Source organism: Pseudorhodoplanes sp., assembly GCF_035565855.1.
Classification (GTDB): Bacteria; Pseudomonadota; Alphaproteobacteria; order Rhizobiales; family Xanthobacteraceae; genus Pseudorhodoplanes.
Map to the genome: position 1 here is coordinate 1 of NZ_DATMRX010000383.1, position 9,557 is coordinate 9,557.

At 63.8% G+C, this 9,557-nt stretch carries 7 protein-coding genes and 1 pseudogene; 2 read left to right on the plus strand and 6 right to left on the minus strand.

The annotated features are described in order from the left end of the window. On the minus strand, positions 1–591 hold a 591-nt coding region (locus tag VN004_RS22440; protein WP_325614541.1), incomplete at its 3' end, for an ABC transporter ATP-binding protein. Positions 592–604: 13 nt separating this feature from the next. Beyond that, positions 605–2,392, minus strand: a complete 1,788-nt coding sequence (locus tag VN004_RS22445; RefSeq protein ID WP_325614544.1) for a thiamine pyrophosphate-binding protein — start codon at positions 2,390–2,392, stop codon at positions 605–607. 264 nt (positions 2,393–2,656) lie between these two features. Between VN004_RS22445 and VN004_RS22530 the strand changes: the two are divergent. Together VN004_RS22530 and VN004_RS22455 are read left to right on the plus strand one after the other, a co-directional pair. Then, positions 2,657–3,196 (plus strand): annotated as a pseudogene (locus VN004_RS22530) (LysR family transcriptional regulator); the annotation flags it as partial. A gap of 88 nt (positions 3,197–3,284) precedes the next feature. Beyond that, complete coding sequence (locus VN004_RS22455) at positions 3,285–3,593, plus strand: LysR substrate-binding domain-containing protein (protein ID WP_325614548.1); 309 nt, start codon at positions 3,285–3,287, stop codon at positions 3,591–3,593. Positions 3,594–3,638: 45 nt separating this feature from the next. On the opposite strand, the gene VN004_RS22460 is transcribed toward VN004_RS22455, so the two are convergent. The 4 genes from VN004_RS22460 to VN004_RS22475 form a co-directional block, all read right to left on the minus strand. Then, positions 3,639–4,865, minus strand: coding sequence for a lytic murein transglycosylase (locus VN004_RS22460; protein ID WP_325614549.1), 1,227 nt, complete (start codon positions 4,863–4,865; stop codon positions 3,639–3,641). A 43-nt stretch (positions 4,866–4,908) separates the two neighbouring features. Further along, positions 4,909–6,627 carry a M23 family metallopeptidase gene (locus VN004_RS22465; RefSeq protein ID WP_325614551.1) on the minus strand — a complete coding sequence of 573 codons (1,719 nt, stop codon included), beginning with the start codon at positions 6,625–6,627 and terminating at the stop codon, positions 4,909–4,911. 134 nt (positions 6,628–6,761) lie between these two features. Next, the gene (locus VN004_RS22470; protein WP_325614554.1) at positions 6,762–7,061 is read right to left on the minus strand and encodes a hypothetical protein; all 300 of its coding nucleotides are present in this window, start codon (positions 7,059–7,061) and stop codon (positions 6,762–6,764) included. 761 nt (positions 7,062–7,822) lie between these two features. Continuing rightward, a complete protein-coding gene (locus VN004_RS22475) occupies positions 7,823–9,355 on the minus strand; it encodes an adenosine deaminase (protein ID WP_325614556.1) in 1,533 nt (510 codons plus the stop codon). Between the last annotated feature and the right edge of the window lie 202 nt (positions 9,356–9,557).

The following is a 9,557-nucleotide window of genomic DNA, read 5'->3' on the forward strand; positions in this document are numbered from 1 at the left end:
GATTTGCAGCACCTTGTCGCCGAGGAGAAGCCTGGTCTGCTCGTCGAGCGCGGCAAAGGGCTCGTCCATCAGAAGGATTTTCGGTTCGGATGCGAGCGTGCGCGCCAGCGACACGCGCTGGCGCATGCCGCCGGACAACTCGTTCGGATAGCGGTTCTCGAAGCCATCGAGGCCGACCATGTTGATGAAGTGCCGCGCCTTGTCGTGACGTTGCGCCTTTGCCATGCCCTCGATCTCGAGCGGGAAGGACACGTTCTCGATCACCGTGCGCCACGGGAAGGTGGATTCCTCCTGGAACACCATCCCGACGGACGCGTGCGGACCGGTGATGCGTTCGCCGCCGACCGTAACCTCGCCCTCATAGTCGCCGAGCAATCCGCCCACGACATTGAACAATGTCGATTTGCCGCAACCCGAAGGGCCGATCACCGAGAGGAATTCGCCCTGCCGCACGCTGAGCGAGACGTCATCGACCGCCGTCACGACACCATCGGGCGTGCGGAAATGCTTGGTGACATCCTTGACCACCAGGATGGGGTCCGCTGCCGCGGCGGATGGAGCGCGGATCGCATTCGCGGTTGCAGCGGACATGTCTCCTCCCGGATTACTCGGTCATTCTGGTCATGACCGCGGCCGTCGCCGGAGCGTAACCCGGTTCGACGCGAACATCGACCACGGCGACTGCGCCGCCCTCGACCGCATTTATCGCCGACTGGAGGGCGGTGGACAATTCGCTGTGCGTGCGAACCGGTCCGAACCCTTCCGCGCCCTGCGCGCGCGCCATGGCGGCGAGATCGATGTCAGGATCGGAAATGCGCTGCCCGATCCAGCGGTTTTCCACCGGCCGGTGCCGCATGCGGGCGACGCGCTCCTGATGCAATTCGTCGTTGAAGAAGGAGCGATTGTTGGCGATCAGCATCAACAGCGGAATGCGGTAATGCGCCGCTGTCCAGAGCGCGGTGACGCCCATCAAATAGTCGCCGTCGCCGCAGATCGCGACCGGCAGCCGGCCGGAGCCTTTCAACGCCAGCGCTGCGCCTACCGAAATGCCGGGGCCGCCACCGACGCCGCCGCCGCCATCGGACCCGAGGAAATCCAACGGATGGCGGAACGGCCACCAGGCACTGTTCCATGACAGCGGCAGGTGGGTGAGCGATACCTCGCGTGTGCCGAGCGCCTGCCGCGTCGCATAGGCGAGGTCTTCGACGGTGAGCTTTTCGGTCGGCGCCGGCGCCGCCATCGGGCGCGGCGTCGCGGGCAATTGGCCGGGCTTCGCCGGGGCGCCGATCACCTGCGACAGACGGATGGCGACCTCATCCGGATCGGCCGATATCAGCATGTCGACCGGCGGCAGGGCCTGATGGTCCATGCTCCATCCGTTATGGATGTGATGGTCGAGCGTTGCCGCAATCACGAAAGCCTTGGCCTTGGCGGCGTGCAGCGCGCCGCCGAGATCGACCCAGTCGAAGCTGAGGATCATGTCCGCCTGTGCGAGGGCTTCCAGACCCTCGGCATCCGGCAGCAGCATGCCGGGCGCGCCGACATGCAGCGGATGATCGGTCGGGAAGGATGCGCCGATCTTCAGGTCGGTCAGCACCTGTGCATTCAACGCCTCGGCGAGCGACACGCGCGCATTCCAGGCCTCGAGGCTGCGTGAGGCGCGGCCGGCGAGGATCACGACCCGCTTGGCCTGCCGCAACCGCTCCGCGGCTTCTTTCACCATTTCGGAATCGGGCGCGGTCGAGATGCGCGGCTGGTAGCGCGCCACATCGATCGGCGGCAGCGGCTCGGGGAGCTTGGCTTCCTGCATCTCGGCATCGAGATTCACATAGACCGGACCCTGCGGCAGCGCATTGGCGATATTGGTCGCGCGAATGAGCGCCTCACGGGCGGCGCCGGCCGAAGCGGGCTGGTCATCCCATTTGACATAGCCGCGCACCAGCGCGCCCTGATCGCGCGCGGTGTGGATCCAGTCGATCCAGGGCCTGCGCTTCGCTGCATCGACAGGGCCGGTGGCGCCGAGCACCACGACCGGCATGCGATCGCACCAGGCATTGAAGATCGCCATCGAGGCGTGCATCAGCCCGACATTGGAATGCACGATTGCGCCCATCGCGCGGCCGGTGACCTTGGCATAGCCCTGCGCGATTGCGACCGCGCTCTCCTCGTGCAGGCAGAGCAGCATCTGCGGCTGCTCATTGCCGAGATAATTGACAAGCGAGTCGTGCAGGCCGCGATAACTCGCGCCCGGATTAAGCGCGACATAGGGGATGTCGAGGTCGCGCAGGGTCTGTGCGACGATGTCGCTTCCGAAGGCCGGAGCGTTCACACCGGCAGGGACCGGGGTTTCAACCTGTGCGGCGCTGGTGGCCGGGGTGGCGTGCTTGTTCATAAAGGGCGATCCAGTCTGAATGAGGATGGCGCATGCCTGCGCGCCACAGCGAATGTGGCGGTGCGGGCTGCTGGCTGCCGGGTCCCCGCATGCGCGGGGACGCACGAATGAGATAGCCTCACGACGTTTCGTCCCTCGAACCGGCGGGCTTTTGCCCGCGTCTTGTCCGCACCCTAGCACTTTGACATTCGCTCACAGAAGCCGATAAATGCAAACGGCATTGTTGCGCTGGAGTAAACAATCGCGATGGACCGCCTGCGCTCGATGGAGACATTCGTGCGGGTGGCCCGCTCCGGAAGCTTCACGGTCGCGGCGCACCAGCTCAATCTGTCGCGGGCGCTCGTGTCGCGTCATGTCGGCATGCTGGAAGAGCGCCTCGGCGTGCGTCTCCTGCAGAGGACGACGCGATCTCTCAACCTGACCGATCAGGGTCGTACCTATCTTGCATTCTGCGAGCAGCTGTTCCGCGATATCGAGGGGCAGGAGCGCGCGCTGATCAAGGCGCCGGCCGAGCCGTCCGGGACCTTGCGGCTCGCGGCGCCGAAGTCGTTCGGTGCCCTGCATCTCGCCGACGCGATCGTTGCCTTCGCGCGGGCGCAACCAAAACTGCATGTGCAGCTGATCCTCGAAAACGTGTCGTTCCGTCCGACCGATTTCGGCAAGCGCGGTTTCGACATCGCGCTGCAATTCGGGTCGGCGCGCAACAACTCGCTGTCCGAGACTCCCATTGCGCCGATGGAGTGGGTGGTGTGCGTCGCGCCTTCGCTTCTGGTGCGCGAAGGCCGGCCGTCCGCGCCAGCCGATCTCGCCCGGTTCCCGTGTCTTCTTCACGAAAGCGCGTTGGCGAATGACAGGCTGTGGCGCTTCGAAGGATCACGCGGACCGGTCAAGCGTGAAGGTCTCCGGCACATTCACGTCGAATTCCGCGCTGGCGTTGCGCAAGGCCGTGCTCGCGGGACTTGGGGCTGCGCTGTTGCCACGCTATGTCGTCGCGGACGATCTTGCCGCCGGCACGATCGTGACGCTGTTTCCGCGCTACCGGGTTGCGGCGCGTCCGTTATTTGCGGTGTATCCGCGTGCGCCGGAGACCCCGCTGAAGGTGACGGCCTTCGTCTCGTTTCTCACCGAGTGGATCGCCGCGCGCGGCGGCAATCTCACCTCGTCGCGCGTCCAGGCCGGAGCAGGGCTGCGCAAGTCCTGAGCGCCACCATTTGGCTGCGGGCGCATCGACCGCCATGCATGACGCTCAGCGAGCCTGCCGCAGCCGCGCGAGCAGCTTCACTCCGGCATAGCCATCGGGCTCCATGTTCACCTTTCGCTGGAAACTGGCGATGGCGCGCATGGTCTGGGCACCGACCCGTCCGTCGGCGCCGCCGGTATCGAAACCGAGCGCGGTCAGCCGCCGCTGGATTTCCTGGATCTCGGCGAGCGTCGGCGCGCGCTCGCTGTTCGGGAAGGGCTGGACGAAGGGACCGCCTCCCATCACGCGATCGCCAAGATGGCAGATGGCGAGCGCGTAATTCATCGACGGATTGTAGCTCTTCACCGCATCGAAATTGGCGCCGATCAGGAATTTCGGCCCGCCGGCGACCGGCACCCAGCCTCTCGCGCGCGCGCCAGGCACGGCATAGGGTTTGCCGTCCGCGCGAACGACGCCCGCTTTTTCCCAATCCGCATAGCTGCGCGTGCCTTTGGGATTGGGCCCCTTGACCTCGTGGCCCCAGGGTTCCCCGCGACGATACCTCCCGCGCTCGATCAGGTAGCGGCAGGTCCCGGCGAGCGCATCGTCGGGACGGCTGAACGGGTTGACGCGGCCGTCGCCGTCATAATCGGCGCCGATATTGAGCCAGACCTCCGGCATCCATTGCGTATGGCCCATGGCGCCGGCCCAGGAGCCGCGCATCTCGGCCGGGGTGCTCCAGCCGCGATCGACGATGCGCAGCGCATTGATCAGCTCCTTTTCCCAATAGGCACGGCGCCGCGGTTCGCCCCAGGCGAGCGCGGCAAGGCTTGGGAAGACCGGGCGCATGTGGTTCTGGAAGACGACCGGATCGCCGTAAGCGGTTTCCATCCCCCACAGCCCCAGCAGCGTCACGCGCGAGACGCCGAAATCGCGTTCAAGCCTGTCGAACAGCGGCGCATATTGCCGCGCGCGTTCGCGGCCGGTGACGATCCGCCATTCGGACACGCGGCGATTGAGATATTGCCAGAGCTGCTCGTTGAATTCGGGCTGCGCGCGCTGCAACGCGAAGACGCTTGTGTCGGGCTTCAGCCCGCTCATCACGCGGTCATAGGTTGCGGCGGAAACACCGTGCGCGATCGCCTTGCGCCTGAACGCGCCGATCCATTGCTCGAAGGGGAAGGCGGCCTTCTGCGCGAACACATCGGACGGCAGAGACAACGACAACGCACCCGCAAGGGTCGCCTTCAAAAGGCGGCGCCGGTCGAGCATCGAATCGCGCTTGGAGAGCATGGCGGATTCTATCGGATGCGATCCGGGCCGCAATCGGACAAGGTCAGCGCGATTTGCGCTTCGACGCCTTGGCGAGCCGTGCGCGCGCGCTGATCTTGCCGACGCCCCTCGATTTCCGCTTGGCCTTGCCGCGCGCCTTTTCCCGATGCGACTTGATGCGCGAAGTGTTCTCGGCACCAACCGATTTTGCAGCGCTCGTGCGTATGACCGCCGCGGGGACCGGCGTTTCGCCACCCGGTGATGCTGCGGTTTCGGCAGCGCTGGCTTCTTCATCCGTCTGCGTGGCGGGCGGCGCCTCTTCCTGGCCGCGTGCGCCGATCAGATGCTCGTAGGCGGCGACGAGAGTCATGTAGGGATTGACCCGCACATAACCGTCCCGCGTCGGCACCTGCATCTCGAAATGCAGGTGCGTGGTGGTCAATCCCGGACGGCGATTGTAATTGCCGATCGTGCCGAGGCGCTGACCTTCCGTGACGATGAGTCCGCTGAAAATCCCGTCGTCGTCGAGCCGACGCGGATGCATATGGAGATGGCGAAGACGAAGCCGTTCGCCGTTGGCATTGACCACTAGGAAGAACGAATCGTGCCAGGATTCGCGCAGGATCATGCCGTCTCGCGCGGCAACGACCACGTCTTGATTGGCCGGACAGTCGCGCTTGCGCGGTCCTGGTTCGCAGCTGACGCCCCGAATGTCCTGGCCCTGATGCCCGCGCCCGGATGGACATTGGCCCACGGCGAAGTCGCGGCGCTCGCAGAAATTGTCGCGCCAGATATAGGGCCTCGCTTCGGAGCGCTGCCCGTCATCGGGGGAGGTCGGCGAGGACGCTACCACGGGACCCGTGCGGCGGCGGAAGGCCTGCGTCTGGATGTAAGCCGGTGCCGCCGCTGCGGGAAACCGCAACCGGGCATAGACAGTCCGGTCCGAATTTCCCGAGCTGGCGCGCATACCGGTTCCTGCCACCAGCTTGCCCGGCGGATGATAACGAAACACCTCGGACTGTATTTCGGGCCGCGTGACCGGTGCAGGTGCGGGCGTTGGTTCCGCCGCAATCCGGTTGCCGCCGACGACGCGCAACGCGCTCAGGAAACGCAAAGCGATCCGGTCGGCATTGCGGCACGACAGACGTGTGCGCCGCTGCGGACCGTCGTAGCATTGGATCGATACGGCATAAGGAATGCCGAAGCGCTCGAAGGTGTAACGCAAGGTGTGTTCGAGAATCTGGCGGCGGATCCCGGGAAAGTCCCTGGCAATATCCCCTGCGGGCAAGACGACGGCGCCTCTCGGCTCGGGCAGCTCGTACAGCAGATTGAAGGCCGAGATCTGGACGACGATCGGATTCTTGTAGTCGATGTCGCTTAGTCCGGGTATGTCGGCCGGGCGCAGGATGAAGCCCGCGTCATATCCGGTCGGGCCGGCGTGGAAGAACCGAGTCGGCTCAAACCCGGACAGATAACTCGTCACCGGATTTACATTGTCGGTGGCGCGGTCATGCGCATCGTCCCCGATCGCATAGGGCAGAAGTACTGGGACCGGGCTTCTCGCGATGGCCGGGAAATGTTCTCTGGCAAGTGCGTTCGCGGCGGACCACGGATCGGCCGCCGAACCGCTCAGCGGGATGATCGGCAATGCCGCCTGTGCCGCTTGCCAGTCGGCGGTGTAAACCGAAACGCGCGGCTGCGGCCACGAATCGGATGCCGCGGCAGGCAAGCCGCTCGCTACGAGCAGAACACCAAGAACAGCAAGCCCGGCAAGTCTTTGCACAGAGCGCACTCCGATTTGCGGGGCGATCTAAGCGAGTTCGTGCGGCTGACGGAACCGGAAATATGACCAGAGCGCACAAAAAAGCCGCGGATCGAAACGATCCGCGGCTCGGTGTTATGGTTTTTCGCGCGTTGTTAACCGTTCGGCTTCGGTTGGTTGGCGTCCTGAGGGCAATCGGTCCGCGCCTCGACGGCCTTTCCGTCGCGCTGGACGGTCGGCGCGGCGGATTGCTCATGGTTGCCGGCGGAAGGCAGGATCGCGCTCTTTTCGACTGCGTTGGCGTCGGTCGAGGCCGCTCCCGTCGTCTGGTCAGCGCTTGCCGGCGGGCAATTCGTCAAATCCTTGTTGCCGTCGCCGCGGCCTTCAATGCTTTGCGCGGAGGCTACGCTCGCCACAAGCAGCATGGCAGCGGCCGTCAGGACAATCCTCCTCATCCGAAATCTCCTGTTCGATGAAACTGTGTGACATCAGCTTCCGTCACCATGGCTCGCGGGCTTTGCGCCATTATGCCGAGCGACTGCAAAGACCGGATCCGAAGCGATGCCGACGCGTGCCGTTGTTCAGTGGCACATGAACGCGAACCAACCTGAAAGGTTCCATTGAAGGGATTGCGCCTTTTTCGCGTTGCGTCGCATCGATCTCACGGAGTGTTCCTTCAGATTGCAAATGGTGAAGCTTTCCAAGCGTTGATGTTGAACAGGAGTGGAACCGTTGCGAAGGCATGCCGTTGACATGCGACCGCAAGATCACCTCGTGAAGCAAGGAGATACCCATGTCCGACTATGATCCCAACCGAGTGGATCCAAACCGCATGGATCCCAATCGCATGGATCCGAGACGGCCGGCTGTGAACGAAGCCGGTTACGCGGCAGACCGCGGCTTCAGTTGGAACTGGATCATCGGTGGTATTGCAGCGCTTGCTGTCTTGATTGCAGCGCTTGCCTTCATGGGCAGGGACGATCGCACGGCAGACACAGGTCAGTCGCCCGCAGCGACCACAGGCCAGTCTTCTACCCCGCCAGCGTCTACGGCGCCTGCTTCACCGAATGCCCGGCCATCTGCACCGGCGACCCAGACCCCGCCTGCGCGCCCGGCGACGCCGAACCAGTAACCGATACGATAGAGTTTGAAAGAGGGGTTCCGATGTTGATCGGGACTCCTCTTTTGCTTTGAGCGCCATAGCACCCCAACGTTGTCACCTCGCAGACGCGATGATGCGATCGATGTCCTGCAAAGCTTTCATCTTCTCGTCCTCGCTCATCAGCGAGGCATGAAAACCGTTTCTCACGATTTCTGCGATCTCCTCAGGGCTAAGCGACAGCGCTTCTGACACCACACTGTAATTCCGGTTTACGTAGCCGCCAAAATAGGCCGGATCGTCGGAATTCACCGTGACCATCAGTCCGCGGTCCATCATCCGGCGCAGTGGGTGGTGGTGAAGATCGTTCACGACCCGCAAACGCAAGTTCGACAGCGGACACACCGTCAGCGGCATTCGTTCGCGCGCCAGGCGACCGACCAGCACGTCGTCATCCATCGCGTGATTGCCGTGGTCGACCCGCATCACGCCGAGCACGTCGAGCGCCTCCCACACATAGCTGGCTGGGCCTTCCTCACCGGCATGTGCGGTCAGGAAAAACCCGGCATCGCGCGCGCGGGCAAACACGCGAGCAAACTTGCTCGGCGGATTACCGGCCTCGGATGAGTCGAGGCCGACGCCCATGATGCGATCGCGAAACGGCATCGCCGCGTCGAGCGTTCGCTCAGCGCTGATCTCGTCGAGATGGCGCAGAAAACACATGATCAGACTGGCTGATACCCCCAGCGTATGTTTCGCATCCTCGATCGCCCGCGACAGGCCGTCGATCACGGTGGCGAAAGCAATGCCGCGATCGGTATGGCCCTGCGGATCGAAAAACATCTCGACGTGACGGACATTGTCGTCACGCGCGCGCTTCAGATAGGCAAAGGCGAGATCGTAGAAGTCCTGCTCGGTGATGAGCACGGACATGCCGAGGTAATAGACATTCAGGAAATCCTGCAGGTTCTGAAACCGATAGGCATTCTCGATGTCCGCAATCGACTCGTAGGGCAGGGCAATGCCGTTTCGCCGCGCCAGCGCGAACATCATCTCGGGCTCCAGACTGCCCTCGATGTGAATGTGCAATTCGCACTTCGGAAGAGCGCGGATCAGCGTGTCATGTGCGGGCGCCATTGTTTTCCCCTGATCGCCTGATCCGGCCAGAATAGGCCCGACGCCGGCTGTGTTGAAGCGTTCCGGATGGACAGGTCTGGCCTTAGATTTGATGGGCTTCGGTGTGAGGCAGCTCACATCCAAGAGGTTGCCGGCTGGCGAAGATCGGTGCGCTTCGAACAACAGGAGGCACTGATGACATTCGTGTATGCGTATCGTCGGTCCGCGATATCTTCGATTGCATTTGCCGCCATTCTGCTGGTGCAGTTTCCGGATACGGGACGTGCCGAGTGCAATCTCCTGCTGCCGACCCAGGCGGAAGACCCAGCCGCGAGTCAGGAGACGACCGGGCGGTCGGCTGCTGAGGTGCCCGCGCCGGCGCTGGAAACGACAAGCGAGACGCCTCTTAGCGAAAATGCGTGGGATTTTACCGATCCCGACAGCATTCCCGGTTTCGCTTCGACACCCTATGGGCCGCAGCCGGTTTCCCGCGCCCAGCTGGCCGATTGAGCGTTGGGTCGGAAGCAGGGCCATCCGCCCAGTCGTCGGATGGCCGGCACAGTCGCCGTCCGCGGGAGCGATTGACGCGCTGAGAAAATGAACTCCCGCGACCCGCATCGCGGGACACCCTCAATTGACTGAAGTTTGAGCGCGCCCACAATGACGCACTCAAACGAGCGGCGAATGCCGCCTTTGTCAGGCGAGGGGAGGAACGGACATGCTCAGCAAGGTGTCG